Annotated in this window: 26 protein-coding genes and 3 pseudogenes; 19 read left to right on the top strand and 10 right to left on the bottom strand. The window is 57.9% G+C overall.

Annotation, left to right across the window (positions count from 1 at the left end):
- Positions 1–137 precede the first annotated feature (137 nt).
- A complete protein-coding gene (locus tag OVA00_RS38745) occupies positions 138–674 on the bottom strand; it encodes a YidB family protein (protein WP_060520266.1) in 537 nt (178 codons plus the stop codon).
- 438 nt (positions 675–1,112) lie between these two features.
- Here OVA00_RS38745 and OVA00_RS38740 point away from each other — a divergent pair, with 438 nt between their 5' ends.
- The 3 genes from OVA00_RS38740 (at position 1,113) to OVA00_RS38730 (ending at position 2,800) form a co-directional block, all read left to right on the top strand.
- Positions 1,113–1,355, top strand: coding sequence for a hypothetical protein (locus OVA00_RS38740; RefSeq protein ID WP_113189015.1), 243 nt, complete (start codon positions 1,113–1,115; stop codon positions 1,353–1,355).
- A gap of 158 nt (positions 1,356–1,513) precedes the next feature.
- Complete coding sequence (locus tag OVA00_RS40240) at positions 1,514–1,840, top strand: hypothetical protein (RefSeq protein WP_192340595.1); 327 nt, start codon at positions 1,514–1,516, stop codon at positions 1,838–1,840.
- A gap of 306 nt (positions 1,841–2,146) precedes the next feature.
- Positions 2,147–2,800: a hypothetical protein gene (locus tag OVA00_RS38730; protein WP_110819440.1), complete on the top strand. Its 654-nt coding sequence runs from the start codon at positions 2,147–2,149 to the stop codon at positions 2,798–2,800.
- Between the two features lie 246 nt (positions 2,801–3,046).
- Here the strand turns inward: OVA00_RS38730 and OVA00_RS38725 are convergent, their stop codons facing one another.
- Both OVA00_RS38725 and OVA00_RS38720 read right to left on the bottom strand, forming a co-directional pair.
- Complete coding sequence (locus tag OVA00_RS38725) at positions 3,047–3,403, bottom strand: type II toxin-antitoxin system HicB family antitoxin (RefSeq protein WP_060606947.1); 357 nt, start codon at positions 3,401–3,403, stop codon at positions 3,047–3,049.
- A complete protein-coding gene (locus OVA00_RS38720; protein WP_060607022.1) occupies positions 3,400–3,654 on the bottom strand; it encodes a type II toxin-antitoxin system HicA family toxin in 255 nt (84 codons plus the stop codon). The genes OVA00_RS38725 and OVA00_RS38720 overlap by 4 nt, the downstream gene beginning before the upstream one ends.
- Before the next feature lie 268 nt (positions 3,655–3,922).
- On the opposite strand from OVA00_RS38720, the pseudogene OVA00_RS38715 reads away from it, so the two are divergent.
- The 14 genes and pseudogenes from OVA00_RS38715 to OVA00_RS38650 form a co-directional block, all read left to right on the top strand.
- A pseudogene (locus tag OVA00_RS38715) lies at positions 3,923–4,195 on the top strand (cytochrome P460 family protein); the annotation flags it as partial.
- Positions 4,196–4,873: 678 nt separating this feature from the next.
- Positions 4,874–5,251, top strand: a complete 378-nt coding sequence (locus tag OVA00_RS38710; protein ID WP_060606946.1) for a response regulator — start codon at positions 4,874–4,876, stop codon at positions 5,249–5,251.
- 82 nt (positions 5,252–5,333) lie between these two features.
- Positions 5,334–6,134, top strand: a pseudogene (locus OVA00_RS39875) (methyl-accepting chemotaxis protein); the annotation flags it as partial.
- Between the two features lie 423 nt (positions 6,135–6,557).
- The gene (locus OVA00_RS38700) at positions 6,558–7,301 is read left to right on the top strand and encodes a methyl-accepting chemotaxis protein (protein ID WP_268091166.1); all 744 of its coding nucleotides are present in this window, start codon (positions 6,558–6,560) and stop codon (positions 7,299–7,301) included.
- Positions 7,302–7,304: 3 nt separating this feature from the next.
- Positions 7,305–7,589, top strand: a pseudogene (locus OVA00_RS40235) (chemotaxis protein CheW); the annotation flags it as partial.
- Between the two features lie 297 nt (positions 7,590–7,886).
- Positions 7,887–8,729, top strand: coding sequence for a chemotaxis protein CheW (locus OVA00_RS38690; RefSeq protein WP_442780608.1), 843 nt, complete (start codon positions 7,887–7,889; stop codon positions 8,727–8,729).
- Positions 8,726–9,790: a chemotaxis-specific protein-glutamate methyltransferase CheB gene (gene cheB / locus OVA00_RS38685; protein WP_060606936.1), complete on the top strand. Its 1,065-nt coding sequence runs from the start codon at positions 8,726–8,728 to the stop codon at positions 9,788–9,790. Before OVA00_RS38690 ends, cheB begins: the two co-directional genes overlap by 4 nt.
- Positions 9,787–10,662, top strand: a complete 876-nt coding sequence (locus tag OVA00_RS38680; RefSeq protein WP_113189017.1) for a CheR family methyltransferase — start codon at positions 9,787–9,789, stop codon at positions 10,660–10,662. The genes cheB and OVA00_RS38680 overlap by 4 nt, the downstream gene beginning before the upstream one ends.
- Positions 10,655–12,601 (top strand): chemotaxis protein CheA, encoded by a 1,947-nt coding sequence (locus tag OVA00_RS38675; protein ID WP_060607019.1) that lies wholly within the window; start codon positions 10,655–10,657, stop codon positions 12,599–12,601. Before OVA00_RS38680 ends, OVA00_RS38675 begins: the two co-directional genes overlap by 8 nt.
- A complete protein-coding gene (locus OVA00_RS38670; RefSeq protein WP_060606930.1) occupies positions 12,598–12,846 on the top strand; it encodes a hypothetical protein in 249 nt (82 codons plus the stop codon). Before OVA00_RS38675 ends, OVA00_RS38670 begins: the two co-directional genes overlap by 4 nt.
- The gene (locus OVA00_RS38665; RefSeq protein WP_309142327.1) at positions 12,843–13,289 is read left to right on the top strand and encodes a response regulator; all 447 of its coding nucleotides are present in this window, start codon (positions 12,843–12,845) and stop codon (positions 13,287–13,289) included. Before OVA00_RS38670 ends, OVA00_RS38665 begins: the two co-directional genes overlap by 4 nt.
- A complete protein-coding gene (locus OVA00_RS38660; RefSeq protein ID WP_060606924.1) occupies positions 13,286–13,924 on the top strand; it encodes a chemotaxis protein CheX in 639 nt (212 codons plus the stop codon). The genes OVA00_RS38665 and OVA00_RS38660 overlap by 4 nt, the downstream gene beginning before the upstream one ends.
- Before the next feature lie 104 nt (positions 13,925–14,028).
- Complete coding sequence (locus OVA00_RS38655; RefSeq protein WP_268091164.1) at positions 14,029–16,353, top strand: hybrid sensor histidine kinase/response regulator; 2,325 nt, start codon at positions 14,029–14,031, stop codon at positions 16,351–16,353.
- A 720-nt stretch (positions 16,354–17,073) separates the two neighbouring features.
- On the top strand, positions 17,074–17,658 hold the full coding sequence (locus OVA00_RS38650; RefSeq protein ID WP_060606921.1) for a hypothetical protein: 585 nt from the start codon (positions 17,074–17,076) through the stop codon (positions 17,656–17,658).
- A 234-nt stretch (positions 17,659–17,892) separates the two neighbouring features.
- On the opposite strand, the gene OVA00_RS38645 is transcribed toward OVA00_RS38650, so the two are convergent.
- From OVA00_RS38645 to OVA00_RS38630, 4 genes are all read right to left on the bottom strand, one after another.
- The gene (locus OVA00_RS38645; protein WP_268091032.1) at positions 17,893–18,990 is read right to left on the bottom strand and encodes an extracellular catalytic domain type 1 short-chain-length polyhydroxyalkanoate depolymerase; all 1,098 of its coding nucleotides are present in this window, start codon (positions 18,988–18,990) and stop codon (positions 17,893–17,895) included.
- A gap of 148 nt (positions 18,991–19,138) precedes the next feature.
- A complete protein-coding gene (locus tag OVA00_RS38640; protein ID WP_060607017.1) occupies positions 19,139–19,375 on the bottom strand; it encodes a DUF6894 family protein in 237 nt (78 codons plus the stop codon).
- A gap of 420 nt (positions 19,376–19,795) precedes the next feature.
- Positions 19,796–20,575 carry an ATP-dependent Clp protease proteolytic subunit gene (locus OVA00_RS38635; protein ID WP_268091031.1) on the bottom strand — a complete coding sequence of 260 codons (780 nt, stop codon included), beginning with the start codon at positions 20,573–20,575 and terminating at the stop codon, positions 19,796–19,798.
- Positions 20,562–21,869 (bottom strand): hypothetical protein, encoded by a 1,308-nt coding sequence (locus tag OVA00_RS38630; RefSeq protein WP_029742848.1) that lies wholly within the window; start codon positions 21,867–21,869, stop codon positions 20,562–20,564. The genes OVA00_RS38635 and OVA00_RS38630 overlap by 14 nt, the downstream gene beginning before the upstream one ends.
- Positions 21,870–22,101: 232 nt before the next feature.
- On the opposite strand from OVA00_RS38630, the gene OVA00_RS38625 reads away from it, so the two are divergent.
- Positions 22,102–22,329 carry a hypothetical protein gene (locus tag OVA00_RS38625; protein ID WP_029742849.1) on the top strand — a complete coding sequence of 76 codons (228 nt, stop codon included), beginning with the start codon at positions 22,102–22,104 and terminating at the stop codon, positions 22,327–22,329.
- Positions 22,330–22,639: 310 nt separating this feature from the next.
- Here OVA00_RS38625 and OVA00_RS38620 read toward each other — a convergent pair whose 3' ends face one another.
- Complete coding sequence (locus OVA00_RS38620) at positions 22,640–23,311, bottom strand: HXXEE domain-containing protein (RefSeq protein WP_268091030.1); 672 nt, start codon at positions 23,309–23,311, stop codon at positions 22,640–22,642.
- Between the two features lie 571 nt (positions 23,312–23,882).
- On the opposite strand from OVA00_RS38620, the gene OVA00_RS38615 reads away from it, so the two are divergent.
- Entirely contained in the window at positions 23,883–24,908 is a 1,026-nt protein-coding gene (locus OVA00_RS38615; RefSeq protein WP_268091029.1) for an IS1595 family transposase, read from the top strand.
- Here the strand turns inward: OVA00_RS38615 and OVA00_RS38610 are convergent.
- The gene (locus tag OVA00_RS38610; protein WP_192359082.1) at positions 24,905–25,366 is read right to left on the bottom strand and encodes a hypothetical protein; all 462 of its coding nucleotides are present in this window, start codon (positions 25,364–25,366) and stop codon (positions 24,905–24,907) included. The genes OVA00_RS38615 and OVA00_RS38610 overlap by 4 nt on opposite strands.
- Positions 25,367–26,000: 634 nt before the next feature.
- The gene (locus OVA00_RS38605) at positions 26,001–26,471 is read right to left on the bottom strand and encodes an NUDIX hydrolase (RefSeq protein WP_060606913.1); all 471 of its coding nucleotides are present in this window, start codon (positions 26,469–26,471) and stop codon (positions 26,001–26,003) included.
- Positions 26,472–26,547: the final 76 nt, after the last annotated feature.

Below are 26,547 nucleotides of genomic sequence, written 5' to 3'. Positions count from 1 at the left end.
AACGGGTGCGATGTTCCGGGTCGAGCCAAGTATGCAACGTGATTGTGGAGGTGCCGCTAGGGTAGCGCGTCTGATTCCTGTGCAACGCCCGCCTGAGAAACGCCAAAGAAGCGGCCGCCTTGCGGCGGCCTCTTCGACTATATGATTTGGGTCTTGGGTGGAGGAGTGATCTGCCCTTCGAAAGGGTCGTCCTCTTGAGGCAGGACGCCGTTGGGGGTCAGATCGTCAACCGCCTTTGGCAGATCTCGGCTGAGGCGGCTCAAAATCTCCTCAGGAGAAAGACCCGTCCGCGCGGAAAGATCCTCCAGGACTTCCGGCCCGAGCGCTTCCGATAACTGCCTATCATCAATCTCGCTGTTTGGACCGGTCTGCACCCAGGATTTTGCGGTCTCCCCGTGTCCGTTGTGCTCGAACTGTTTGAGGAGATCGCCGAGACCACCCCTCAACACGCCGCCGGTCGATGAACCGCCGAGCAAGCCCCCGAGGCCACCAGAGCCTCCAGTCAGACCGCCAAGCAGGTCACCCAAACCTCCTCCGGCCTCCTGCTGACCGGTTGGCCCTTGGTCTTGTCGGTTCTGGGTCAGACCTTTCAGAAGCTCCCCGATCTTCTCCCTGTTCTGGTATCCTGCCACCGCAAGGACACTTAGCAGGGCTTTAAGTGCAGTGCTTACCATGTGCTTCTCCTCTTCTGTCATATATTCCCGTTCAGGCATCTGCTGATTTACGACGGAGGTCGCGATCGCTGTTAACGCGAGGTCGGTGGCCTGCTCATCGTCGAATTTGTGGCGGATGGATCGCCAATGGCGCGGACCGAGGCTGGGTTGGTCATGGCTTTTCCTTTGGGTTAGAAGGAGCATCGGTAGACGCTTAAACTCCACCCGGCATCTCTTGTTCCGGTCAGCTGATGTTCCATGCCCCGATGGCACTGCGTATCAACTTTACTGACGAGCGAAAGTGGACTGGGGGCGGCCTCAAAATCGAGGCTCATGATGTTAACGCCAGTCTTCAGTCGAAAGAGGGGAACGATAGTCTGAGCACGGTGTTTTGATCTTATCCGCCGGGCCCGATCTGCTGCCGCGCCAGTACCTTAATCTCCAAACGAGAGAAAAGCCATGATTGAACGTCCAAATCAGCCCCCTGGGACGCTTGAGCGCAAGGTCGAACTCCAGCAGACGGTGCACTATGCAATCCAGGTCCTTGTCGAGGAAGCTTGCCTTTTGGGTTGGACCCAGGCTGAATTTCTGACGAGCATATCGGACACCGCGATCGCCAGGCTGAGCCTTCTGGATGAGGACGAAGCAATTTCCCCACCCGCAGAGGGTGACTTATCGCGGACCATTTATCCAACCGATTAGCCGGGTTGCCTGAGTGATCAAAAATGGGCTTGGAGCAGCGAAGCCTTTGTGCGGTGTCGGTCTCAAGATTTGTCCCGGCATCGTTGAGGCGCAGCTTGGCAACACCAGCCGCATCCTGATCCACAAAGAGGAACACCAATGTCGAGTTTGCCCTGCGCGTGCGCTGCGCATCCACCCGCGGCATCGTCGCCGCTATCTCCTCCTTCCTGGCGGAAGATGAATGCAACATCACCGACAGCGCACAGTTCGATGACGCTGATACCGGTCACTTCATGCGTGTCAGTTTCCGCTCCGAAGGGGGGCGGGAGCTAGAAGTGCTGAAGGATGAGTTTAAGCCGATTGCGGACCGTTTTGGCATGGAATTCGAGTTCTTCGACAGCCGATCGATGACGCGGCTGACCGCCGCCGCTTTGGCGCGCGTGCGGCTCATCTCGCCTGAAGCGGTGCGCACGATGTGGTTTAAGGCAGCCTTCGAGGCTTGGTAAGATCCAACCTCTCAGGCGATTGTCGCCGATCGAGCCGACCCGTGCGGACAAGAACAAGCAGCTCCCCGCTGAGCGGAGAGAGTTCATGATTTTTGCGTTTGTCGTCGCCTAATGTTCCTTTTGGAACTGACCGCCATGGCGATTTGTGTCCTTGTTACCTTCGAGCGATCGCTTGTTCGTTTGTTCTTTACTGCCAAGCCGAATGTCCACGATGCGCGCATCGCTTTAAGAACCAGAGTGAGAGTTATGTGGGGCTTTGGTTCGCAAATGGCGAGCATTGAGTGACTAGAGCAACATGGTGAAGTGATGCGGAGTTTTACGCTCGAAAACAACTGTCTCATCAACATCGATGAGAAGAGATCGGCCCACGGCGACATTCGCACGTTGATTGAGGCCGCAAGGCGTGGAGAGGCGGATATCGCCATTTTGGCTTCGAGCGCATATGAACGTCAGCCCGGTGGCGCACATCTAAAACGATTTGCAGACTTTGAAAGCCGAATGAGCGCGCTCGGACTTGGTCACATCAGCCTCTTGCGGCCGATCGGGCGACACGGTTTTTCATTCCATGGTTTCTCTATTATGAGTGATGAAGCGGCGATTGAGCGCGAGCGACTTATCTTCAGAACCCTTTTTCCGACGACGCCAGCACGATGGTCGGACTACGCGGTGAGCTACGGCTTGGACAAAAAGGATCTGTCCAGCGCCGCTGCTTGGCATTGGCGCAATTGCCTGGGCGCTGCTCAGGCGTTCTGGGCACATGAAAATGGCGGGCGCCATGTGTTCGTGACCACCAACGAAGGCTTTGCGCGCCTTCCGAAGAAACTTGAATTTGCCAACGCGGTAATCATGACCCCGACGCAGGCGGTTCAGGTTTTAGCTGGCGACAATCGCCGCATCCCGGTAGCCGGCTTGCGCAGACAGAGTCGGCCCGTTGCGAACATGGATTTTCTACTGAGGTAGCAACAACTGCCATCGGCCTGCTTGGACAGGCTTTCTCCGCAAGCGATCATTGCAAAGGCTCTGCGCCACCTAAAGTTGTCTAACGACTGAACTGCACCTTTGGATCATCGCCCCGTCGCGAGTTTCGTCCGACCTCGGATGAATTGAGGGTTCCTTACGCCCAAGTTCATTCTAGTGTTGGTGACGACCGTTGACCTCGACCCGGACGAGAGCCCTGCCGGCCGACCTTGCGGGGAAGCGAATGGCCTATGCCGAAAGGCGGGCCTCTGCGAAGTGCGCCGCGGCTTCTTCTAATGCCTCCTCGGCCCACTGATTGAGACTCTTCCCCGAAAGTTCGGCAGCCAGAGCAGCTCGGCGATGCACTTCGGGAGCAACTCGAAACATCATCTTGCCGGAATAGGGTCTTTGAGGCTCTTTGCCGATGCTCTTGCAGGTCTCAAGGTAATCATCGACAGCCTCATGGAACGCCTTCTTCAGTTCAGCAACGCTGTCCCCGTGAAACCCGACTACGTCAGAAATGCCAGCAATCTTGCCGAAGAACAGCTCGTCCTCCGCGTCGAATTCTATGCGAGCGTGATAACCGTTGTAAGTCATGGTGTTCATGGTTCTACTCCAATTTGCGTCAGGAATTCGCGAGCATCGCGAACTTGATAACGTTTTGCCTCCTTGTCGGGATGAGGACGATGGAAGCTCGCGATTATGCCGTCCTTTTCGAACTTAACGCGCGAGCCGTTTCCTTCGATGACGTTCGCGCCGGCAGCGACAAGCAGGTTTTCTATAGCGGCCCATTCGATGGTTCCCGAGATCGGATCTTTGAAAACCGCCACGAGAGTCTTTTTCTGCTTGCTGTTCATGCTAGCAAATATAGTGATGCTTGCTAATTCTGCAAGCATTATTTCTCATGCAAATACGATCCGTGTGTTTAGAGCCCTGGGTGCGAATCGCTCGATGGGTCCGATTTCCGTGCACCCGTGATGCTGCGAAAATCCGTGCGCTCGTGACTTTTGGCATAGTCATTTGCAAGTCGCACGCCCGGAAAGATCCGGCTGCGGGTTCGATTCTCTTCTAGGACAGAGGTTCGTTGGTTAACTTTCGGCCCAACGCCGACAATAGCTTTGAGCGGGCCGGCCAGTTCCGAATGGCACTCAAGTCGCACTGGTCGATTACCGCGACGGCGAGGTCTTCCGCTACTTCATCATGGAAAAAGGCGAGAACTGGGGACGGGACTACGACGAAAGCCGTCGCACCGCCGACTGGCAGTTTCAGTGGTTTAAGCCAGACGGCACGATCAAGATGGACGAGAACACTGCGCGCTGTCAGCGATGCCATACCTCACGGTCGGACCGGGAATTCCTGTACACGTTCAACGAAATGCGTCGGTTCGAGTTCGAATGAAAGCACTCCAGAGGCGCGGAATGAGGACTGTGATCCGCCTTCGCCTCCTTCTTGATTTTGTTGCCGCCTCCTTTCCTGCGGCGACGATCTAACGCCGTCGCAAAATACCGTTCGTGTCCGCCAACGGCCATTGCTCGGCAGGCCTTTCGAACGAGTTTCGCGGCACGCCGACCCTGAAAAGAAAACCATATGACCCTCGCGAGATAGAGCGGGTGATTGAAGAGGCTTGCCCGAGTGGGTGGACCGTATCGGGTGACGATAATCAGTTCCGCTTTCTGGTGGGATGAGAAATTCGGGGCAATCCTGGATTTGTTGGAAGGAAGGCGCCAGTTTTCCTTCAGGCGCTCGCCCTACAGGCAGCGCCCGTATTCACCCACGCATGGATGAGCTTGTCGAATTCTTTCCATCGTCATAAGGCGTGCCCGCACCGCAAGTTCGCGCGAGGGTCGAACCCGTTCTAACGCGCATTGTGGCACCCAATTGCGAAACCGGTGGTAACCACACGCGTGCCCGATGATTTCCTCTCTCATCTAGTTGCCATCGCATGGGAACTGGCCAGCCGGCCGAACGTAGGGTGGTAATAATCGTTGCCTGCGGCTCGTTGACGAATGACAGTGGCACCCTAGTTAACCCTTGTGATTTTTGTGGCTTGCCGCTGCCGACACATGGGGTTGGAGAATGTTCGTGACTGAGGCTCGATCCGTTCTCGTGCTTGAAGATGAGCCAATCATTGCACTTGATCTGGAAGAACTGTTGGCAGAAGCGGGATTTGAGATTGTTCAGGTTTTCAGTTCATGCGCGGATGCCGCGGTATGGCTAGAGGCGAATACCCCGGAGGTGGGCATTCTCGACCCCCGCGTCAGAGACGGTTTTTGCACATCGATTGCACAGACCCTTCTGCAACGATCCGTGCCGTTTGTCGTCTATTCGGGACAAGCTCCTGCGCCCGACGATGAAGCGTCGAGTGTCTTCAGCAAGGGTATCTTTCTTACCAAACCCTGCCATCCGGATATACTGTTGAATGCGATCGCGACCGAGACACTGCGCACCGGGTAGGGTCCGCATATGATCTTGAACTTCGACGACTAGTCGTCGCGATCCTTCGTCCTCGCCTCATTCAAACCGCTATCGGTTCGGCATGCCGTCCGATCATCAACACAGACGGACCCTCTTGATGGCACTGGTGAAAACAACCGAATTGGCGATAAAGCGCAGCGCAGCAAAAGTGGTATCCCCACAGCCAGTGACCGCCGTTGAAAAGACGGCGTCATCGCGTCGCGCCCAAGACCGATCCCGGCTTCGCCAGCAGAAAGCTGCAGAGCGTATCGCAACGGCGAGCGACGAGCTTGCAAGCGGGGTTGCGCAAGCTGCATCCGCCGCTGACGAGCTCAATCGGACACTGGAGCAGATTGCAAGTGGTGCGGAAGAAGCGGCCAGTGCAGCTCATGAATCACTTGCTGGGACCGGGCAGCTCCTGCTCCAGTTTTCCGACGCCCGGATGGAGGCCGAAAACGCGCGCCGGCGCGCCGAAGGACTGCAGACGACAATCACCGACGCTGCCGTCCAAATTGAGGTGTCGGTACGGACATTGGCTTCGGGCGCCGATCGTCAGCTTTCGGCTGTGGACGTCATTGCGCAACTCCAAGACCAGGCTGAAGCAATCGGTTCGACGACCCTCACCGTGGCCGATATTTCTGACCGCACAAGCCTCCTGGCGCTGAACGCCGCCATCGAGGCTGCGCGGGCCGACGACGATGGCAAAGGTTTCGCTGTCGTAGCAGACGAAGTCAGGGCGCTTGCCGAAATCGCCGAACGGGGTTCGAGGGACGTTACCCAAAACGCAGGGCGCATCGTGGCTGGTGTCGCCGCTGTGTCCGAAAAGGTTAGGAATGCCGCGGAGATCGCAAAGGCTCAGGCTCTCTCGGGGCAGGAAATAAGCACAAATCTCGCCGCAGTGCGAACGAGCCTGACGGATCTGCTCGACAGCAGTCAGTCCATTCTCACATCTGCGGTCGAAGCCGAAATTGCCGCACGCGAGGCGCAACGGGGATCGGAAACCGTTTCGGCCGCGGCTGAACAACAATCCACAGCTGCGGCCGAGGCGCATCGATCCGTCCAGCAACAAAGTACCGCTTTGGATCAAAGCCAGAAAACCGCCCAGGCGCTTGCAGCGCTTGCCGACGAACTGATGTCGGGCTCTGGATCGTCATTCAAATCCGTCGAGGTCAGCTCGGCAGCCGAGGAACTGTCGGCCACGGTTCAGGAACTTGCGAACGCTGCCGGAGAGATCTTGATCGCGGTCGAACAGATCAGCCGCGGTGCGGAGGCACAGGCCGCAGCGACCATGCAAGCCAACGCAGCAATGGCGCAGATCGAACGAAGTGGGGCGAGTGCCCATCGAAGTGCGCAGGGGTCTGGAGAATCCATCGCTTCGGTCCTGAAGCTCTTGCAGGAGAGCCGAACCAGGATTTCCAGTGTCGCCTCCGGTCTTGGCGAAGCGCTCGCCCACTCGCGCGCAGCGCTCAGCGTGCTTTCGGATCTCAATGAGGTTGCCTTCCAGATAGAGCGTGCCGTCGACCGCATAGTTCTGGTGGCGGTCCAGACCAGCATGCTTGCCGTCAGCGGCTCGGTTGAGGCAGCGCGCGCGGGTGAGGCTGGCCGGGGATTTGCAATTGTCTCCAGCGATATCCGCAAACTCGCCTCCGATGCGGCTGAAAATATCGATGGCGTCAAAGACATTGTGCGGATCATCCAGATCAAGATCGCCGTGGTCCTTCGCGATCTGGAGATGATCGTACTGTCGCTTGACGGCGAGGTGGCCAAGAACATGCAACTCGTCGAGCGCCTGGGTGCAATCGAAGCGGAGGTGGCGGTTATCGCGACGGGAAACAGCGCGATCCAGCAAGCGGCTCAAGGCGTCCTCAGCGCAACTCAACAGGTGCGCGCCGGCACGGAACAGATCGCAACAGTCGCGCAGCAGGCAAGTGCCGCCACCATTGAGGCTGCTGCCGCCGCCCGTCAACAATCTCGTGGAGCAGAGGATTTGGCCGCAGCGATTGAAGAGATAGCTTCGCTTGCGGATGAGCTCCAGCTCGCTGGAGCCTGAACGATGATGCGATCTGGCTTATCGGAGCAGAAAAGCCGGAACTTGAAGTTCCGGTTGGGCAACCGATACCTCTCTTTGGATGCGAACAAGGTGGCGGAAGTCGTACGAGCTCCCCGCATCACAAGGGTCCCCCACGGGCCTGAGAGCCTTTTGGGAATTGCCAACATTCGCGGAGAACCAGTTCCGATCTTCGACCTTGGCCACGTGCTCGGCGACGAAGGAGATGGCCGAGTTGTTGATGGATGCTGCATTGTATACGAGCGAGGCCAACGCATCGGTTTGATGGTGGACGCAGTCCTGCAAATCGTAGCCGACGATAACGACAGGATAAGCGATCTCGATGCGCGTCTGACCGCGCAAGTACGCCCCACAAGCCCCAGGAGGCAAAACACAGGCGCCGCCCGACGATCGGGTGATTTCGGCGCGAGCAGCCGACATGCAAACCCCGTTGATGCGGGTAAACCATTCCTGACCGTCAAGGTCGCCGGGCAGAGCTTTGCGATTGCGCTCGCTGACGTTCACGAGGTGCTGGCTCTTGGGGAAGAGTTTTTTACGGCGAGCCGGCCACAGGACGTAATACTTGGCATGGCCGAACATCGCGGAGCCGTGCTGCCGGTGGCAGATGCGCGCAACCTACTTGGCTTGCGCAGTGATAAAGCGCGCGCTGCAAATCGGGTCGTCGTCGTGGATTATCTGGGAACGAGGATCGGTCTGGCCGTCGAGCGAGTCCAGACTATCCTGCGTCTGGCATCGTCACAAATTGATGCCGTTCCAACGGTTCTCAAGAATGGACAAGGCCCCGCGGAACTTGAGGCGATTGGGCGCCCCGGTGAAGGGCAGTCGCTCGTTGCAATTCTCTCAACCGAAAAATTGTTTGGAAATCAGGCCGTCAACCGGGTCGCGTCGCCGGTGGGAGAACATGACATGAGCGAAAAATCGATCGTTGCCAAAGGCGAGCAGTTGTTGATTTTTTCGCTTGGATCGGAGGATTACGGCCTGCCGATGCGATGCGTGGAAGAAGTTGTACGCGTTCCTCAATCCGTTACGCGCGTACCTAAGGCGCCGAGTTTTGTGGCCGGCGTCGTCAATCTTAGGGGAAGAGCGGTCCCGTTGATCGATCAGCGCATGCGCTTTGAGGTAGCGGATACCAACCCCCGTGCATGGCAGCGCGCCATCATTGTGAACTTTGAAGAGACACGCGTTGGTTTTGTCGTTGATCGCGTGTCGGAGACCGTCGAGATAGCTGCCGAAGACCTGTTGGATGCCCCCGACATATCGGAACGTACAAGCGTGTTCGACCGGGTGGCTCGACTGAAGGCAGACGGCCGAATGATACTACTGGTCGATCCAAAAGAACTGCTCACGCGCGCAGAACAGGATGTCGTTGCGGCCTTGGCCATGACTGGATCCGAAGAGAAGGCATCTTGATCCGGCTCTTGATCGTCGACGATTCCGCGCTGATGCGCCGACTGCTTGGCCGAGTATTTGCCGAAGCCGGTGATTTTGTCCTGGAATATGCTCGCAACGGGCAAGAGGCGCTGGACATGGCGGCGAGGTTTGAGCCGGATGTCATCACGCTCGATATCCATATGCCTGACATGGATGGCCTTGCTTGCCTCGACCGGATCATGCTGGAGCGCCCTTGCCCTGTCGTGATGATTTCGGCATTGACGGAGGAGGGCGCCGAACAGACACTGGTGGCGCTCGAGATGGGAGCGGTCGATTTCGTTGCCAAACCGACGCGAGCAGTTTCGCTCGAGATCGACGCGCTTGGCCCGCTGATCGTCCAAAAAGTTCGAGGTGCCTCAAGCATTGCAATCCGGCGCAGCCGACGATTGAAAGAGCGCATCAGCCGGGCTGCATCTCGCGCCCCCGACCTTCCACGATCTTCTACTGAGGCCAGAGGACGACCCGCAGACAAGCGGCTTGTCCTGGTTGGGTCTTCGACCGGAGGGCCGCCGGCCCTTGAGGTGATCCTCTCCTCGTTGCCAGCTGACTTTCCCTTACCAATTGTCATAGCGCAGCACATGCCGGCGACGTTTACCGGACCACTTTCGCGCCGGCTGGACAAACTGTGCGCGCTTTGCGTGGTCGAAGCCGACCAGCAGCGGCCGATCGAACCGGGGCATGTCTACATAGCCAAGGGAGATGCCGACATCATCCTATCCAAAAGAGCGGAACGGCTGGTCGTGATGCCTGCTCCGTCTGATGGGCGGTGGATCTGGCATCCAAGCGTCGATCGCATGGTTCTGTCTGCAATGAACGTTGTCGCGCCCGAAGCGTTAATCGGGATCCTGTTGACGGGAATGGGCAGCGACGGTGCGTTGGCAATGGTCGATCTGAGGAAAGCCGGTGGCCGGACGATCGCGGAGGCCGAGGCGACGGCCGTCGTTTGGGGTATGCCAGGCGAGTTGGTGTCCCGCGACGGGGCAAGCGATGTGTTGCCGCTTGGACGGATTGCTTCGAAGCTTCTGGATTACGTCAAATGACCATACCGGTGCAGCCAGAAGGAGGAGCGCTCATTAGCCCGCTGTCGATCGCCGATTTGAAGGACATTTGTGCGTTCGTTCATGCGCGCACAGGGATGATCTTCGGAGAAACGAAACGATACTACGTCGAGCGGCGCATTTGCGAACTGATGCGCGTGCGGGGCAGCGCTACGCCGCAGGACTATTTGGCGGTGTTGCGAGCGGACGAGACGGAAGTCGAAAAGATCATCAACAGCTTCACCGTCAATGAGACCTATTTCTACCGCGAAGAGCACCAATTGGCTTGCCTTAGCCATTCGATCCTGCCGGAAATCGTACGCACGAAACGCCCCGGCGACCGCATCCGAATCTGGTCGATGCCCTGTTCAACAGGGGAAGAGCCCTATTCAATCGCGATATGGCTTTTGGAGAACTGGCAGCTCGTTGATGCGTATCACGTCGAAATCGTTGGCTCGGATATCGACACGGCAGTGCTGCACCAGGCCAGGGAGGCAAGCTATGGTGAGCGGGCCTTGTCGAAACTTCCGAGTGAATTGATCGAGGGCTACTTTGAACCCAAGCACGCGCGCAAACACACGTTGATTGCCGACCTAAGGGAATCCGTGAGTTTCACAAAAGCAAACATTTTGGACCCGGCAAGCCTGGCCGCGTCCGGTCGGTTCGACGTCATATTCTGCCGCAACCTCCTCATTTATTTCGATGACAAGGGCAGGCAGCTTGCTGCTCACAATCTCCATGAGTTGCTGAATCCGGGCGGATACATCTGCCTGGGGCATTCGGAGTCTATGGCAAGGATTTCCGATCGGTTCGACCTCATTCGGTTCCCCGACGCCATTGTCTACCGGAGAGGCGATGGGGCGTCCGATGGATGAATTGACGGAACAATTCGGGATCGAAGCCCGCGAGCTCGTTCACCAGGCGTTTGAATCGCTTTTGGCGTTGGAGCAAGATCCTCTTGACCAGCGCCAGCTTGAAAGCCTGTTCAGGTCCATCCACACGCTAAAGGGTTCCGTCGCCCTTTTCGAGTTCGGACCCATGGAGGCGATACTCCATCGCTGCGAGGACTATCTTTCTGCTGCGAGGGCGGGCGGGATCGATATCGACGCGGGTTTCATCGATGCCGTCGTGGTCATCGTTGAATGGACAGAACAATGCGTGGAGGAGATCGCTGCGACCGGAGCGCCATCTGCGCAGACCCTTTCGCAGGGGCCACAACTTCAGGGGACATTGGCCTTCTCCCCCGGGGTGTTAAGCGAGGGGCTCGATGCCAATGAACCGACGCCACGCTGGGCACGCGACCTCCTGAGTAAACACAGTTCGTTGCCGATTGACCATTCTGTGATCGCAGCGCGTTACGAGCCCCACGCGGAATGCTTCTTTAGCGGCGATGACCCGTTGAAGACGGTCTCGCAGGTGCCTGGCATTGCCTATCTCCGCGTGTTCGCGCGCAACATGCCTGAGCCTGAAACCCCCTATGATCCCTTCCGCTGCAATCTTGTGATCGAAGTCTTGTCCACGGCGTCGCTAAGCGAACTTCAGGCGATATTTCGGCTTATTCCAGACCAGGTCCGCCTGGTGGAGATCCTGGCGGAGCCCGCGGTCACCAATAGCAGGGCCTCAACCCATTCGAACGTTGCCTCGAGCGGCGGTGTTGCTCGCGTCAGTGTGGACCGGCTCGACACTCTCGTTACCCTCACCGGCGAGCTCATCGCTGCCAAGAACCGCCTGCGAAGTGCTGCCGCCCTGTTTCCCCCTCTCCCAGGAAACACCTCGCCGGTGCGGTACCTGTTGGAAAGCCACGCCGAAATTGACCGGCTCGTCGGGTCGCTCTATGCGGCCGTCACACGCACACGCATGATTCCTATTGGTCAGACCTTCCGGCGCTTTCCAAGACTTGTCCGCGAAACAGCGGCCAGACTGGGAAAAGCCGTCGACCTCGTCATGGAGGGAGAGACGATTGAAGCCGATCGGGAGATTGTAGAAAACGTGTACGAGCCCCTGGTGCACCTCATTCGCAACGCAATCGATCACGGCATCGAGGCTGGAGTGGAGCGTACAAAGGTCGCCAAGCCCGAAAGAGGGCTGATCCAGCTGAGGGCTATGCGCCTTGGCGAGCAATTGAGGATCGAGTTGCGGGATGACGGACGCGGAATGTCGCCGCAAACCATTCGTGCGAGAGCCTTGAGCGCCGGTCTGACGACAAACGAGGGTCTCGACGGGCTTTCCGATGACGCAGTCCTTCAGTTCGTCTTCCTGCCTGGGTTCTCCACGTCTGAGGGCGTCACGGACGTGTCAGGCCGAGGGGTCGGCCTTGATGTGGTTCGCTCGACCCTGTCGGCGCTCGGTGGCAGAGTGGAACTCTCAAGCACCCCAGAGAAAGGAACGATCTTTGGACTTGTTCTGCCGATAAGCTTCTCGATGAGCCGCCTCATGGTGGTTGAGGTCGGCGGCGAACAATACGGCATACCGATAGAAAAGATCCACGAGACGGTGCGCGTTTCCGCCAACGCAGTGACGCCGGTTCGTGCCGGCGAGGCGTTCGTGCTGCGTCAGCAGACGATTCCCCTATTGGAACTCTCCCAATTGCTGCGCCTGCCGCAAACGCCACGAAAGAACGAGCTGACCGTTCTAGCCGTCTCGCTTGGAGGCGAGCCTGTCGGCGTCGCGGTGGATCGGATCGTTGACCGGTCGGATGCACTGATGCGACCGCTCACCGGCCTGCTTGCGGGCACGCCGGGAATTGTCGGATCGACGCTGATGGGCGACGGGCGTATTGTACTTGTGCTCGATATCGAAGGTCTGATGACATGACGATCGTACTTTCTGGCAGAGCAATTGAGCTTCACGGTGCTTGCGGGGTGGAGGACGCCGAAGAGCTTTTGACCGCCCTAGAAGCCAAACCGCGATTGCCCGTCTCGCTCGTGCATGCTGGCGACATCCACACGGCAGTCTGGCAATTGATACTTCTCTGCGAACGCGATCTCGAAGGTGAGCCTGCTTCGGATTTTGCTGTGCGTTACCTCTTGCCAACGCTCAAGAATAGGAAAGTTAAATGACAGACGCAGAACAACGCCGGACAAGCCGTTCAGACGAAATTGAGCACGGAGAGATCGAAATGGGTGTGACTGTGTTGGTCGTGGATGACAGCAAGCTGGCCCGCATCGTAGCCAGCAAAGCGATTGCTGCCCTCAAGCCCGACTGGCAACGTGTCGAGGCTGGCAGCGCCGATGAGGCGCTTCGCATCCTGGCCGAGCGCCAGATCGATGTCGCGGTTGTCGACTTCAACATGCCGGACAAGGACGGACTTGATCTTGCCACCGAGATGCGTGACGCGAACCCGACGTTGCCCATCGCCATCATCACGGCGAATGTTCAGGACGAAGTGATTGCGCGCGTGAGGGCACTGAACGCGACCTTTGTTGGCAAACCTGTGACGCAGGAGGGCATGAGTGCCTTCATCACAGGCGCAGCGCTTCGTTTGAAGAAGTCCCAGATATGAGCGAGATCGACATCGAGTTGGACGAGCTCGAACGCGACGCCTTGACTGAACTCGTCAACATCGGGGTCAGTCGAGCGGCCGCAAGCCTGCGAAAGATGGTTCACAAGCAGGTCTTGTTGTCTGTGCCTTCTGTCGAGGTGATCACGCGAAAATCAGCCGCAGCACTGATTGGCCAGCGCGAAAGCGAGAATCTGATCGCAGTCCAGCAGGAGTTTGACGGACCTTTTTCGGGCCGGGCCCTTCTTATCTTTCCAGAGAGCAACGGTCTCACATTAGTACGAGCGATCGTTGGAGACGAAATGAGCGAGGAAGAACTCCTCGAAATGGAGGCCGAGGCATTGGCCGAGACCGGCAACGTCATACTGAATGGCTGCCTGGGCTCGATGGCAAACATGCTCAAGAAGTCGCTCAAGATGTCAATTCCGGATGTCAGGCGTGGAAACAGCGCGTCGCTGTTTCATGTCAGCACCGAGGATGCAAATGAAGGGTTCGTGCTTTTCCTTTACATAAACTTTTCCGTCAGGGACCATGACATCCGAGGCTACATCGCCATGATCATGGATCTGCCGTCGCTGGAGGTCCTCAAAACCTTAGTCGCAGCGTTCATCGAACGCGTGACGCAGGAGGCGCCTTGAAGTCGTCGAGACCAGGTCTTTTCCCCACGGCAAGCAAATTCCCGACTGCTGACCGGGCAGATGTCGGGCATGCGACCGCGGGGCGAGAGGCTGAAGCAGAGCTTCTGGAGATCAGGACCGAGCTTGCGACGGCCCGAGAAAGGCTTGACCTGACGCTTGAGGCCGCGGGTGCAGCATCCAGCTGGAATTGGGACATTTCCGGCAATCGGCTTTTCGCTGACACGCGATTTGCGGCGATGGTCGGGCTCGATCCGATTGATCTCAAAGCCGGAGTTCGCACACAGTACTTTTTTTCCGCCATTCACCCCGAGGATATGCCGCGAATACGATTGGCCGTGGCGGGGATCCTCGCTGGCGCAGAAATATTCTCCAAGGAATATCGCCTGGTCAAAAGGGACGGGAGCATCCGATGGGTTCGTGCAGAAGGTCGCGGCGAAGCGGACGACGATGACGAGCCGGTCCGGTTTGTTGGCACGCTTGTCGACATCACCGACCAACGGCTTGCCCAAGAGAGGCTGCGAATAGCGCAGGAGGCCGGTGGCATCGGCACGTTCGAGCATGCCGCGGGATTTGCGACTGTCAACGTTTCGGACCAACTCTGCCGACTCTTCGGACTTCACCCGACCAAGGTTCTGCCGATCAAGACACTCAACAACCTCATTCACGAAGGCGACCCGCTGATCATCGATCTGGCGCGTCCCGACGGGCCACAGAGCATAGCGGACCGGGAATTCCGGATTACCCGTGCCGATGACGGCAAAGTGCGATGGCTGGCGCAACGCGGCGAGTATGTCGAGGTCGCTCAGGGCAGCCAGCGGTACATTGGCGTTCTTTATGACGTCACGGAAACAAAGGCGAGCCAGGAGCAACTGCGAACAGCCAACCTCGCCTTGGCCGAACGCGCAAGGGGCAGCATGCGCGAACGCAATCGCATGTGGCGAAATTCCCGGGACCTGGTTTTGGTTCTGAGCGGCTCGGGAGAGATTAAGGACGCCAACCCCGTCTGGCGCGAAATCCTCGGAGCGTCGCCGAGCCTCGCTGTTGGCCGCTCGATCGTCGACTTTACGTGGCCGGAAGACAAAGCCTCGATGCTGGAAGCCATTGAGGTTGCATCCAAGGGCGGACGAAGCGACTTTGAACTACGCCTGAAGCATGCGGATGGCGCTCCACGATGGATTTCCTGGCGCACATCCCAGGAAGACGGATCGATCTATGGATTTGGCCGCGACGTCACTTTGGAGCGGGAGCAAGCCGAGGCGCTGAAAGATACCGAAGCACAATTGCGCCAGTCGCAGAAGATGGAAGCGGTCGGCCAGCTGACCGGTGGCATAGCGCACGACTTCAACAACTTGCTGACAGGGATTATCGGCGCTCTCTCGATTCTGCGCCGCCGTATTTCGGCTGGGCGTCTTGACGACCTCGACCGTTTCATCGATGCTGCGACCACCTCCGCCCATCGAGCCGCTTCCTTGACCCATCGCCTGTTGGCGTTTTCGAGGCGCCAATCGCTCGACCGACAGGCGGTCGACGTGAACAAGCTCGTCAATTCCATGGAGGACTTGCTCACTCGCACGCTTGGCGAAAAAATCTCCCTTTCTGTCCTGGTACATCCAGAGACGTGTTACGCGTTCACTGATGCAAATCAGCTTGAGAATGCAATTCTCAATCTGGCAATCAACGCGCGCGACGCGATGCCGAAGGGTGGGAAGATGACCATCGAGGCGGAGAACGTAACCCTGACGAAGGCTGACATCTCGCGCAACGAGGAAATCCAGCCCGGCCCGTATGTCGTGATCGCGGTAAGCGACACCGGAACTGGCATGACGTCAGAAACGATCGCTAAGGCATTCGATCCGTTTTTCACGACGAAACCGATCGGGCAAGGAACGGGACTTGGTCTGTCGATGATCTACGGCTTTGCCCAGCAATCGGGCGGCCACGCACGAATAACGAGCCAGCTGGGAACGGGTACGACAGTCACGCTCTTTCTCCCGGATGGGTCAGGCGCCGACAAGGCAAGCATCGGCTCGGCTCCGTCCCAACACGGGAGTCTGATGGGTGAAGGTGAGGTCGTGCTCGTTGTGGAAGACGACAGCGCCGTGAGGTTGCTGATCGTCGACGTTCTGAAGGAACTTGGATACAGGACGATCGTAGCCGAAGACGGAGAACATGCGCTGCCGATAATCGAAAGCGCGCAGCGCATCGATGCCGTGGTTTCCGATGTCGGCTTACCAGGGATCAACGGGCGGCAGTTGGCCGAAGTGGCTCTGGCAAGGAGGCCGGGCCTCCGTGTTCTGTTCTTGACGGGTTATGCAGCAACAGCATCCTCACGCGCGGACTTTCTCGGACCAGGCATGGACATGATGACCAAGCCGTTTTCCATGGACGATCTGGCGCGAAAAGTTCGAGAAATGCTTGCAAAAGATTGAGACGCCGGCGCAACTCATGCCGACAGTCAGCGCCGACTAGCCGACAAGGTGTGCGGCCTCTGACGTGCCTCCGTCGCGACAACCCCTCTCTCCACGGAAAACGACCGACCGCCTTGGAACGACCCGGTTCGTGCTCGATCAAAGCATGGAAACATGGAAATCATGATTGCTAGGGGGCGTTCGGCAGGCACATCAAATAACGGTGAAGAGCGGTTGCTATTGGAATGACAAAGGCGCAGTGTCCAGTCTCCAGTAGCAGATGTCACGGGCGCTGCTGTATGAGGGTTCGATACCCTGGCCCCAATCAAGGGGGCGTCATGTCCTACACCGAACAGACATTTTCGCCTTGCGATCCAGCAAGTTCCGGTCGGTCCTAGACACTTGAGGCTGCGAACTGCACAGCGCTGTGCGCAGTATGTTCCCAGCCCCGACAATCTGGCATTGGTTGGGACGAACCGATGGGCGCAGGGTAAGCGCCGGCCGCAATGGCTTCACACTTCTGTGACCACTCAACCGCCCATTTGGAGACATAAGGACATGCCTCAACCGTTCTTCCTAGCGTTGGCTCTACAGGCGAGCGTTCTTCTATCCGCAACTCTGCTCTTGATCCCTGGGGCATATGGTCAAGGGTCGGTGCCAGCAAATTCCGAAGCAAAACGCTACGGATCGGGATGGGAGTGCAATCGTGGATTCCGACAAGAGGCCGATTCCTGCGTTGCTGTGACGGCTCCCGACAATGCTTTCCTGACACACGCTTCCTATGGCAACGGCTGGGAATGCGATTACGGGTTTGCCGAAAAGGACGGCCAGTGCCTTGCGGTACGGCTGCCCGCCAATGCTTTTCTCGACTCTTATTCTGGTGACCGCTGGAAGTGCATGCACGGATATCGTCAGCGCGATACTGAATGCGACCTCATCGAGGTGCCGGACAAGGCGTATCTGACGGATTCGAGCTATGGCGAGGGCTGGATCTGTGAACGGGGGTACCAGGTCATCGGTAGCAAATGCGTCGCACTGATCGTTCCTGACCATGCCTACCTGACCACCAGCGGCAATGAATGGTTGTGCGACCGTGGATTTGAAATGAAAGATCAGGCCTGTGTTGCTGTAAAGGTTCCCGAAAATGCAACCTTCGCGGACAACTCCTATGGCCAGAAATGGAAATGTGACCGCGGATTTGAAGCAAAAGGATCGGTATGTTCACAGATCAATCTTCCTGAAAACGCACATCTGGATCGTTCCGGAAACGGCTGGGAGTGCAACCGTCCGTATCGGCTCAGTCGCGGGGTATGCAGTATGGAGTGACGGCAGCGCGAAAACATCAAGTGGTGCGCAACTTCGCCGCTCCATGTGGCCGCTCTTCAAAAAAATCGTCTGGACCCACCGCATAGCTTGAGGGCTGAGCGTATGGCCCATCAGGTGGGCGACCTTGCAAATTGGATGTTCGCTGCGGCGGCGTCACTCGCCGTTTGAGGCATCTCCACGCGGTGAGTCGTCAGATCAAAAGGGCGGGTGGCCACGAAGGAAGTGTGCGCGGTGTTATCGCATCAGACCCGCTGCACGAAGCGCGTCTTCGATCGTCCGCCGAATGCCGTCCGCCGGTCCCTTGATGGGACTCGGATTATCGTTGCTCCGAGCCTTGGGGATAGCGGCGTCAGTGGCGACGCCCGGGTTCACCTGTCTCAAGGATGGCGCCGCAACCCCGAACGATTTGGCAATTTCCTCGGTCGACGAAATGCCGACGTCAAGCATGTAGGGCCCTGCCCGACCGTACCCACTTTTCGCATCGATCGGTGTGCCGTGGCCCATACCCTTGACGCGGTAAAGCTGAAGGCGTTCCTCCCCGTTGGCATTGACCCAGACCCGGCGTTCAAGCCGCGACGTCGGTTGTTCTACCCGGGGCGATCCTCGGGTTTCAACAACGCCCAGCCACTGGTCGACAATCGCATCTGCGTTGGCCGAGTTGACGGTCATGTCCTGCGTTCCCTGCCAGACCGATACCGCCGGCCATGGGCCCGTTGTTTTGGAAGCGGACCGAAGCAGCTTTTGAAGCGTGTTAGTGTCGGGAATGCCTTGCGCGCGCATGCGGTCGAACGCTTGGGGTATCGTGTGTGCCGTGCCATAGGGGAGGCCGGCTATGATTGCGCCGCCGGCAAAGACTCCAGGATAGGTCGCCAGCATCACATTGGCCATCGCTCCACCTGCTGAAAGCCCGGTTATGTAAACTCGCGAGGTATCGATGTCATAACGTTCTTCGGCGGTCTCGATCATCTGGCGGATTGAAAGCGCTTCACCATCGCCGCGCGCCATATCGTTCGGCTGGAACCAGTTGAAGCAAAGATTGGCGTTATTGCTGCGGGTCTGCTGCGGGAAGAGGACGACAAAGCCATAGTCGTCGGCCAATCTGCTCCATCCCGAGCCTGCGTCGTATGACGACGCCGTCTGGGTGCAGCCGTGCAAGACGACGACGAGCGCCGGTCGTGGAATAACTGTCGATGGGACATGAACTTTTGCCTCAAGCTGGCCAGGATTCGGTCCAAAGGCCTCGAATTCCGACAAGTGGCTCTCCCGAGAAGGGTCGACCGGATGTGTGCGGAACTGCTTGAGCAAAGCGAGGGTGTTAGACAAGGAGCGCATAACGAAACCTCCAGGCCGTAACGGCCAGGATGGCTATCATAGCGGCCTCATACAGCACTCGGTAATCATTGCTGCAGTGCACAATATAATGCTGCGACGCAGTGTTTCAATGGAAGGCGCGAGATTTCGCCAGACGAACGCAAATCCATCAATCGAGCCAGCGGTTGCGAAACGTGAGGCTGGCAACGGAGATAGGTTTGCCCTCTTCGCTGCGCACAGAAACTGAAATTTCAGTGCCATAGCCCTCGGGCAATTCGTCGCGTGCGACATCAACGAGGATGCGCGTGATTTCCTGCATGACGGCCTCGCGGGAATGTAGCTCAAGCCCCAGATCATCCCGCGTCTGTCCGTCACCATTCATAAGATCGAAGAAATAGCGCGTCATCACCACTCCGGCCTCCTCTTCCATAGAAAAGCCCGGAAGGAAGCCATTGTTCCCAGAAGTAAATCAGCGCTGCGTATTTCTTCGACAGCCAAAGCTCCAGTGCACAGCCTTTGTGCGCTCGAACCCGACAGTTCTCTCACCGGTTGAGTTGCGAGCCATGCCTAACCTCTCATCTACCGCGGACGCTGCAGATCGCGCCAATTGCATTTATGCAAAGCACACGCAGTCTAGGGTCACGATCCCAGAAACGTTATGAGGGGGCTTCCAGGAAATGGGCGTCAAGAGGCACGGCCCCGCCCTGATCTCTACGCCCGCCTTCAAGATCGGTGTTAAGTCCTCCTGTGTCCGATTGTGTTTAATCCCCAAAGAGGCCCGCCATTGTCCATGCCCTAGCGTAGAGCTGATCCGCTCGGTAGAGACCTAACTTCTCTTCTTGGGACTCGCAGCTGGCGTAGTCGTCAGTCGAAAATCAGCCATTTCTTTCGCCGTCAAATAATAAAGGCGGTCCGCAGGCGTTTCCAAAGCGTTGAACCAGAGTTCGGCAGCAATGCCCATAGCCTCGAGATGGCGGGCGACACGTGCGGTGGCGGACTGTGTGGTCGACATGAGCTCGTCTGCGGTGGGTATGACGTTTCTGACGGTAAATAGCTGGTGCACTCCAACCACCGCATCTTTTTCCGCGAGGCGTTCAACGCCGCCAGCAAGCACGATTGGACATGAGGATGCGCAAAGTGCTCTCGACACCACTTTCGTCGTCAGCGATTTTTCGCGTATCAGCTTGGAAATTGCCAGCGCGTCGTCCACTGAGCCGCCTGGGGAGTTGAGCGCGACGGTTCTTACATACTCGCCGCGAACTTCGATCTCTCTAGCAAAGCGCGAAGACGCGCCTGGATCGAAGGTGCCTTCGACAAGCAGGACGCCGCCGGGGCCAAGTTCCAATGTCATCGGCTTGTTCAGCACTTCGGCCGGGCTCGATGGGCTTTGCGCAGCATCGCTCGGATCCCCCTTGGTTCCTGCAGGCGGCAGGAAAGGGATTTGGTAGGTTGGGTCGGGGGTTGACAGCCTGGGGCTGGTTTCCATGTTGCGAACGTCGATAATGAGAAAAATCGCCGTCAACGACAGCAATAGATAGAACACGCCTCGCATCGCGGTGCCCTCGTCGAGGCGCTTTAAGGCCTTGATCGGTTCATCGATCCTCATGTGGGCGATCCTTGGGACGTATTCTCGGGTCGAGGTTTGTGATGTTGTTTGCCTCTTCCGTAGTTTTCTGCGCTTCAAGCTCGGCGGCAACCTCCATCAGATCCGAGCCGCTTTCCGCCAGCGCACGCTTCAATTCTATTGCCTGCACGAGTTCGGCTGCCGTGATGCGTTCGGCAAATGGCATCCTCTCTTCCTGTTTTCGGATCGCGCCGTGCACGACTGCAAGAATGAACACGAGTACACCGGGCAGGAGATCGATGGAGATGGCGCCAGCCCATGCTGGAATAAAGTCCGAAGCGTAGCGCAAAACTGCTTCGGCGGACGATAGTGGAACGAACCTTCGCTCCTTTACCGGTGCGCGCGCAAGGATCTCGTCAGCGGCGTCGGACAGAACCTTCGACTGGGCCGCTACTGAAGCGCGCACTGTCGCCATTACCCTGTCCTGGCGGTCAACTAGGTCGGCATCGCCACCGTCGGCGACAGGTGCAATAAAGCCGAGCGAAAGATCATCGGCCGCGCGACGGATCGAAGGGGCAATTGAAGTCTGTCCGAGCGAGGCTATGACCCCGGTGAGCGCCACGACTTCCGAGGAGAACTGGTCGGCACGCGGTTCAATGGCGCCGGGCGCCGATACCAGCGTACGCATGGTCTCAAGCCGCTTTTGTCCTTGTTCGAACAACGTCGTTACCTGTTCGCGCGAGGCGTTGATGCCGTTCTCTAGATCTTTCATCTGCGCTGACATCTGCGACAGCAACTGAACGACGCTTCCTGAACCGGTCGTACCGGTCAGAGCGCCCGATTGCCGTTCCGAAAGCGCCAGCTGAGCAAAGCGCTCGGAGGCGCGCTGGATATCGGGCAGAAGACTCTGGGCAGCAAGTGCGTTCTGGTGCGCCTGGTCGAGGTCGGCGGTATAGTCTTCCACCGTCTCGGCCAGGTGCTGCTCAAGTGCCGCAGAACCTGCTAGTGCAGCAGCATTTAGCCAGCTTGACATGGCCATGATCATGACCGCGCCGATGGCCATCACACCGAGCATGGCGGCGCGGCCCGTATGGGTCGTGATATGCGGAAAGAAGCGCGCCATATAGGACCAGAAAGCGTAGATGCCGACCGAGACGGAGGCCGAGTAGATAATCGCTGCGAAGAAGATCGCCGTTGGCGAACCGTCCAGGATGCTGCGCACGCCGAGATAAGTGTACACGCCGGAGGCAAGGGCTAGGACGGCAATGGCAAACCGCGTCATCGTTTCGACGGCAGCGACCCCGTCGTGCAATCGCTGGGATGCGCCGGTCGCCATGGGCCAGTCTCCGTAGAAGGAAAGTATTCCTTAAAAGAGGATCAAGAAGCGGGCGGAATAAAGGCCGGTTTAACACCGCGTCCCGGACATCCGTTCTAATTGATTGGGACGAACCAAAGCGCGCCGGTCGCGGATAAGGTTCAACGGCACCAAGCAGAAGCGCACGCACGTAAATCACCTAGGAACTATCGCGTCCTCCGGCAGTTAGTGGTGTGCGAGAAGGAGAGCGCCGATGACCCCAGATATTCGAAACTCCACTTTCTATGTGTTGACCCAGGACGATCCCTCCGCGCCAACAGACGCGGTTCCGGTTGGCTTCGAAGAGGCCTATGAGGAGGCTCAAAGGCTCACCGAAAGCGGCTTGGCGGTTCATGTCCTTTATACTGAAGACGCAACTCAAATGCAGCTGACGCGGTTTACTGAGGCCGGAATCAGAACGAGCTTGGCTTCGCAAGGGTAAGGGGAACGGTCGGTTCTCGGCGATCGACAGGATTCACGAGTTCGTTCTGCCTGAGAAGTGATGAGGCCAGCAGTTTACCGGCATTAGGTAGCAAAGACCACCAAAAGCGACTTACGCCTTTGAATTGAAACAGAAAAGGCATTCCATAATGCTGCTGACATTGATCGGGTCAGTGACAACGTTGCGAGGTAGCTGTCATTGCGCTTCGTCCGCAAAGCCGCCAATAGCGGTCATTGCGTCCCAATCGAATTCCACTAGGCCTTTACTTCGTATCGCAACAGGGGGACGCTTTGAATTTGCTTCGGCTCTCTCACCCCTTCGCCGAGTTCTCTGGGAGGCCGAGTCGAGCTCGATGCCCCCGTGGGTTCCACCGCTCCAGCTCCTCTGGAGCGAATGGATACGGCGAGTTTTTGTCGGTGAGAAGCGTGAAGCCCACCCACATGATCAAGACCGCGCTAAAGAAGGCGAAGTAGCCAAAGCCGGCGGCCCAGTTCCAGAGCGGCACGGTCTGGTGGGAATACACCTCGACGAGGTACCACACGTTGAGAGGCAAGTATAAGAATAGCACCGTGACCATGCCGGGGTTGTAGAAGTACTTGAGCTTGATGTTGAAGGCGATGGCGTGAACGATGACCTGTCCGAACCCGAATAGCACGATCCCGAAGCCCATCCAGATGGCGTCGGGGAAGAAGACCGGCAGGAGCGTGATTGGGTAAGCCGCCCAAACGTTGATGAACAGGTTGTTGTTCTGGTTGAGCGGATTCCGATCGAAAGGGCCGCCTTTTGGCCTGATTATTTCGTTGTAGTACCATGGAAAACCGCCAGGCCAGCCGAGTTCCTCGAACTGGTGCAGCGTAAGGGCCGCGAAGAAGAGCAGCAGGATAGTCTGCACCGTCTGGAGATTGCCAAGGAGAGCGACCGCGATCGCGATGGCTCCAAACGCGAGTCCCAGGTTGTACCAATGCCTGCGAAGGAAATTCATTCTTCACACCTCTGATTTCCGCAGCCGCGCCTTGTTATAATCAAAGACCTTCCAAGCAAGCAAGGTGGCTTGCGTGCACTGGTTCCTTGCGCTGATTGACCGGGCTACAGTGTAGGCAGTCGCACCGCCTCACCTTAGAAAGTGATCAGGGCTTACCCGTTGCCTACCGCCAGGCAATGCCGCGTCATACTGGCATGCGGGGTGGTTCTGAGTGTCTGCTTGGGGCGGCCGACAGCAGTCGCGGATCGCACGGACCGCCAGTAAAGGTCTTTCGACCTCTCATCGAAATTAACCATTTAGACCTCCTTCGATCGACTCCGGCGAAAAGTCCCGATAAGAACTTGGATCATGTTCAGGATGATACGCATACAGCTCTGATCTCCCGCGGCCGCCTTAGGCCGCCGATCCGCTGCGCCTACCGTCGACTTCTGGAGCCTGAACATGACCCTCCTCGCCATCGCTACCGCCGCCATTGCCCACCGCAGCCACGCTTCGGTGTTGGCCGTCAGTGCCATGGGCGGGGGCTTGGAAATACGCCCGACCTTACTCCGGATCGCGGAGGGGTTGAGCCATGGCGAACCCCGACGACACGCCCAAGGGCCAGCACTTCCTTCTGTCGCCAGAGTGCCGGACGCTGACGGTGCTCGATCTCGCCAAGATGCGGGATACGACTGCCTATAACTGGTTTAAGCGCCTGCGTTGGCACGAGACGGAGGGCGAGCCTTACTGCCCCAGGTGCGAAACGTTGCGCTGCCACACGATGAGCCGCAACCGCTTCAAATGCACCGAGAAGACCTGCAAGGCGGTGTTCAGCGTCACCTCTGGCACAGTGTTCCACGCCCGCAAGCTGAGCTTCAAGAAGATGCTCATCGCCATCTGGTTCTCGGCGAACTCGGTGAAAGGCAAGGCTGCGCTCCAGCTCTCGCGCGAGATCGGTGTTCAGTACAAGACCGCCTGGGTCCTCCTGATGAAGCTGCGGGAGGCGATCGCATGGCGCAGGGAGGAGATGGTGCTCGATGGCGAGGTGGAGATTGACGGCAAGTACGCTGGCGGCCACATCCGTCCTGAAAACAAGGCCGAGGATCGCATCGATCGTCGGCTCAAGAAATACCAGAACATGAAGCGTCTGTGCGCTCTTGCGATCCGCCAACGCGGACTGGGAGGCCAGACGTTCACCCGGATCATCCGAGACGAAGAGGGCAACGCAGCCTGGGCGGCCGTTCGAGATCACGTGTCGCGGGAGGCGACGGTCTTGGCTGACGAGCATGGCAGCTATAACGACCTGGCTGGCCTGAACAAGCTGCAGCGCGTCAACCACTCGAAGGCCTATCAGACCGACGATGGCACGAACACCAACCAGGTCGAGAGTTTCTTCTCGCGGGTCCAACGGGCCTATGTCGGCATCCACCATCGGTTTTCGTTGAAATACTTCGACTGGTACGTGGCCGAGCTTGCATGGCGCGAGGATTGCCGACACGTGAGCAATAGCAGTCATACGTTCCAGGTGCTGGGCCAGGCACTGTCTCGCCCGACGTCACGCTATCTGTGTGGGTACTGGCAGGGCAACAAGCCGCCGGACCTGATCTGGGAAGGCTAAGCGGCGACCTCCCACAGAACCTTACGACCGTCGAACTGGCCGGACTGCCGAACGCGTCCCGCAGTCGTCAGTTGGGTAAGGACCGCTGACAGGCGGTGTGCGATGTCTGAGAGATTGGCTGGCTCGCTCGCGATGCCGATCTTGACTGCAAACTTCGCTGCGCAGTCGGTCACCGAAATCGGTTCCCCTGCCTCGCGCAGGACCTCCAAGACGGCTTGGCGCTTGTTTACGCCGTTCATGGCCGCTTTCACCTCGGACGACGACGGCTTGGCCTTTCGAGAGCGGTTACCCTGTTCAGGTCCCGTCAGCGCCGATCCCTGATAGTCGGGCTCGTAGCTCAGGATGACGCGGTCCAGCGCTCTCATCAGCTCCTGAATGTCTACCCGCTCCCTTTCAAGCTGCTGTAGCCTGTCAGTCAAGGCGGCTCGCTTCTGCTTCAACTCGTACGCTACACTCATTCGAGGCTCCGTTTTCACCGGAAACCAGGGTAGTCGGGATGCCATTTCAGGTCTGGTGGTTTTTGCTACCTAATGCCGCAGTTTACCTTCATGTAAACCCGGTGTGATCGCCGCTGTTGTCCTCGTCATTGCCTCGGCTTACCGGGCGCTTTTTGCTTTCAGCGACACGTTTGGCGCCCGGCATAAACAGCACGACAATCATCATTTTTTCGTGTTCGTCCTAGAGAACTCTCAAGATCGCGACAGCATAGCTATGCAGGCCTAACTCGATGAGCATTCAGACCAAGGCGTAAACGAGCATGTCGGTATCGAGAAGCTGGACGAACTCGCGCTACGAGCGCTGATCACGGTGTTGGAAAGACAAGCCGGGCGGTCTGGCGAAGAGGGAGATCGAGCGCCATCGCGCGGCCTCGGGCGTCGACTTGAGGTCCGAGCCGATAAGCGGTCGCAGGCCGCGTCAAGCCGACCGGAACATCCGGATTTTTCCGCCCTCTCCTTTTGGCCCACACAAGGGCAGTCGAGCTCGCTACCCACCCCTCCCGCGACGGTCGGTCCGCCAGCGCTCGCCAAGATACGACAGACGACGATGCAAACTTCAAAAATGTATGAGAATGGATCGTCGCAGTTTGCGTCTTCAAGGCAAAGTCGCACTGCCGAAGCGTAAAATCTGGTCGCGTAGGGATCGCTCAGCGACGCGACGGGCGGCCTCTCGATATTCGAACCAGACAAGTTTGCGCTCGCCCTTCTCCGGAAAGTTCCCGCGCAGGCCAGCAACTTTCATCGCAAAAACGTGGACCTTGCAAGAAACTTTCAGGCCACTATCTAACTTCTTCCTGTAGACGTAGTGGCCAATTGGAGCCCTCTCACAGCTCCCTTTTACGCCGGCCTCTTCGAACGCCTCCCTTGCCGCGACCTCATGAGCACGCTTTCCTTTCATGGGCCACCCCTTTGGGATGACCCAGCGACCGGTATCGCGGCTGGTGATGAGAAGTATTTCGAGCGAATGCCCTGTGCGGACACGGTAGCACAAGGCCGCATACTGCAACCTCGGCGGACGACGAAGCATCAACTGCACGTCGGCAAGGACCCTGTGCAGCAATTGCATGGAACGTTTTCTCCCTCGGCGCGAAAAGAGGTTGAAGAGACGTCAAATGAACGGTGGAGCCTGTCGTTTGGTTCCT

Origin of the sequence: Ensifer sp. SL37 (assembly GCF_026672675.1) — a bacterium.
In the GTDB taxonomy this organism is placed as follows: Bacteria; Pseudomonadota; Alphaproteobacteria; order Rhizobiales; family Rhizobiaceae; genus Ensifer; species Ensifer adhaerens.
This window is presented reverse-complemented; position numbering and strand designations above follow the sequence as displayed.

Coding starts and splice junctions, on each gene's coding strand:
- OVA00_RS38745 (WP_060520266.1), bottom strand. CDS start 674: ATGGTAAGCACTGCACTTAAAGCCCTGCTAAGTGTCCTTGCGGTGGCA.
- OVA00_RS38740 (WP_113189015.1), top strand. CDS start 1,113: ATGATTGAACGTCCAAATCAGCCCCCTGGGACGCTTGAGCGCAAGGTC.
- OVA00_RS38730 (WP_110819440.1), top strand. CDS start 2,147: ATGCGGAGTTTTACGCTCGAAAACAACTGTCTCATCAACATCGATGAG.
- OVA00_RS38725 (WP_060606947.1), bottom strand. CDS start 3,403: ATGAACACCATGACTTACAACGGTTATCACGCTCGCATAGAATTCGAC.
- OVA00_RS38720 (WP_060607022.1), bottom strand. CDS start 3,654: ATGAACAGCAAGCAGAAAAAGACTCTCGTGGCGGTTTTCAAAGATCCG.
- OVA00_RS38710 (WP_060606946.1), top strand. CDS start 4,874: ATGTTCGTGACTGAGGCTCGATCCGTTCTCGTGCTTGAAGATGAGCCA.
- OVA00_RS38700 (WP_268091166.1), top strand. CDS start 6,558: ATGGCGCAGATCGAACGAAGTGGGGCGAGTGCCCATCGAAGTGCGCAG.
- OVA00_RS38690 (WP_442780608.1), top strand. CDS start 7,887: ATGGCCGAACATCGCGGAGCCGTGCTGCCGGTGGCAGATGCGCGCAAC.
- OVA00_RS38680 (WP_113189017.1), top strand. CDS start 9,787: ATGACCATACCGGTGCAGCCAGAAGGAGGAGCGCTCATTAGCCCGCTG.
- OVA00_RS38675 (WP_060607019.1), top strand. CDS start 10,655: ATGGATGAATTGACGGAACAATTCGGGATCGAAGCCCGCGAGCTCGTT.
- OVA00_RS38670 (WP_060606930.1), top strand. CDS start 12,598: ATGACGATCGTACTTTCTGGCAGAGCAATTGAGCTTCACGGTGCTTGC.
- OVA00_RS38665 (WP_309142327.1), top strand. CDS start 12,843: ATGACAGACGCAGAACAACGCCGGACAAGCCGTTCAGACGAAATTGAG.
- OVA00_RS38660 (WP_060606924.1), top strand. CDS start 13,286: ATGAGCGAGATCGACATCGAGTTGGACGAGCTCGAACGCGACGCCTTG.
- OVA00_RS38645 (WP_268091032.1), bottom strand. CDS start 18,990: ATGCGCTCCTTGTCTAACACCCTCGCTTTGCTCAAGCAGTTCCGCACA.
- OVA00_RS38640 (WP_060607017.1), bottom strand. CDS start 19,375: ATGACGCGCTATTTCTTCGATCTTATGAATGGTGACGGACAGACGCGG.
- OVA00_RS38635 (WP_268091031.1), bottom strand. CDS start 20,575: ATGAGGATCGATGAACCGATCAAGGCCTTAAAGCGCCTCGACGAGGGC.
- OVA00_RS38630 (WP_029742848.1), bottom strand. CDS start 21,869: ATGGCGACCGGCGCATCCCAGCGATTGCACGACGGGGTCGCTGCCGTC.
- OVA00_RS38625 (WP_029742849.1), top strand. CDS start 22,102: ATGACCCCAGATATTCGAAACTCCACTTTCTATGTGTTGACCCAGGAC.
- OVA00_RS38620 (WP_268091030.1), bottom strand. CDS start 23,311: ATGAATTTCCTTCGCAGGCATTGGTACAACCTGGGACTCGCGTTTGGA.
- OVA00_RS38615 (WP_268091029.1), top strand. CDS start 23,883: ATGGCGAACCCCGACGACACGCCCAAGGGCCAGCACTTCCTTCTGTCG.
- OVA00_RS38610 (WP_192359082.1), bottom strand. CDS start 25,366: ATGAGTGTAGCGTACGAGTTGAAGCAGAAGCGAGCCGCCTTGACTGAC.
- OVA00_RS38605 (WP_060606913.1), bottom strand. CDS start 26,471: ATGCAATTGCTGCACAGGGTCCTTGCCGACGTGCAGTTGATGCTTCGT.